Genomic DNA, 1,454 nt, shown 5'->3' on the forward strand with positions numbered 1-1,454 from the left:
CGGTTTGGAGCCTCCCCCCGCAGGGCGGCTCCGAAGGGCCAAGATCCTTCATCTCTCGTACAGCATCACCGAATTGATAGATTCATCACCTACATGACTCTCATCCCTTCGGTGTTCGTGGCGCACGGTGTAGTTCCTCTGCAGGGAAGGGCTGAACTGGCAGAACGCTGATCGGGGGTGTGGGTGGGTAGGGGTCCTTCTGCCGTGTCGGTAGAGGGGGCGTCGATGGGCTCGTTGTTTGAGGAGTTGGAGTCGCGGGAGGCAGCGGCTCGTGCTCGGGTCGAGGAACTTGAGGCGGAAATCGCTGAGTTGATGGTGCGGCTGGAGGCCGAGCGCGAGAGGCTGTCACGGCTGGTGATCACGCGGGAGACCGTGGCCGAACTGGTGGCCGAGGCTGGTGCGCGGGAGCCGGAGCCGGCCGGGGCGTCAGGTCCGGACGCGGTCGAGGCCGCGGTGTCGCCGTTCGCGGGGGCGGAGACGCGGGTGGTGGGTGTGCTGGCAGTGCCCAGGTGGCAGCCGGGGCTGACGGTAGATGCGCTGCCGAGGGTGTACCGGGACATCGTGGAGGTGATCGCGGATGCGCCGGGGCCGGTGCGGGCGAAGCAGATCGTGCCGAGGATCGGGTTGCCGGCCGAGACCGCGAAGATCGAGGGCACGCGGTCGAAGCTGAAGCGGCTGGTGGAGCGGGGCTGGCTGGACGAGGATGCGCCGGGGTTGTTCACTCCGGCGCGCAGGCGGTCGCAATCGGGCAACGCCGGGTAATGGTGGGGCTCTTCTCTCTACATTCGAAGGTGCCAACCATGTCGAACGTCGACGAGAAGAGCCCGGATGACACCGTACGACACCGGCGTTGCTCCTGACCCGTTTGCCTGCTCGATCGGGCGCTTCGAATCGCTGACGGCCTTGCTGTCGGGCGATCAGGCCGCCGGGTGGACCCATGCCGAACTGGAGGAAGAGCTCGACCACCGTGGGCGCGAACTGCTGCGGCAGCTGATGCAGGACCATTTGGACCTGCGCGCGGTGCGCGAGGAGGGACAGGTCCGCCAGGCCAAAGCGAAGGCGGTAGGGGCGGACGGATGTCTGCGTCCGTATCGCGAGTACGCGCACGCACGCCATCTGGCCTGCCTGTTCGGGCTGGTCCGCGTGAGGCGGGTGGCATTTCGGCAGAAGGGGCTGCACAACGTCTACGTCGCTGACGCACAACTCGCTCTGCCTGCTGGCCGGCACTCGATGGGGCTGCGGCGCCTGGCCGTCCTGGAGGCGGTGCGCGGCTCGTTCGACCAGGCCGCAGCAGCCGTCGACCGACGCTGCGGGCCAGTGCTCGGCAAGCGGCAGCTCAGGCAGCTCCTTCACGCGGCCCGCGGCGAGGTTGTCAATTCCTTTGTGTATGTAGAGGCGTGCGTCCTTGCTGGTCGGGCCGTCGGCGGTGGTTACTGCTGGTGATCTTGCTGGGG

Annotated in this window: 2 protein-coding genes; both read left to right on the forward strand. The window is 67.4% G+C overall.

Annotated features, from left to right (window positions below; all coding sequences use genetic code 11):
* Window positions 1-225: 225 nt before the first annotated feature.
* Complete coding sequence (locus tag VXC91_RS45520; RefSeq protein ID WP_329513199.1) at window positions 226-762, forward strand: hypothetical protein; 537 nt, start codon at window positions 226-228, stop codon at window positions 760-762.
* 66 nt (window positions 763-828) lie between these two features.
* Window positions 829-1,443 carry a hypothetical protein gene (locus VXC91_RS45525; protein WP_329513200.1) on the forward strand — a complete coding sequence of 205 codons (615 nt, stop codon included), beginning with the start codon at window positions 829-831 and terminating at the stop codon, window positions 1,441-1,443.
* The last annotated feature ends 11 nt before the right edge of the window (window positions 1,444-1,454 follow it).

Source organism: Streptomyces chiangmaiensis (genome assembly GCF_036281785.1).
Classification (GTDB): domain Bacteria; phylum Actinomycetota; class Actinomycetes; order Streptomycetales; family Streptomycetaceae; genus Streptomyces; species Streptomyces chiangmaiensis.

Excerpts from the sequence above, each read along its gene's own strand:
- VXC91_RS45520 (WP_329513199.1), top strand. The coding sequence starts at position 226 with ATGGGCTCGTTGTTTGAGGAGTTGGAGTCGCGGGAGGCAGCGGCTCGT.
- VXC91_RS45525 (WP_329513200.1), top strand. The coding sequence starts at position 829 with ATGACACCGTACGACACCGGCGTTGCTCCTGACCCGTTTGCCTGCTCG.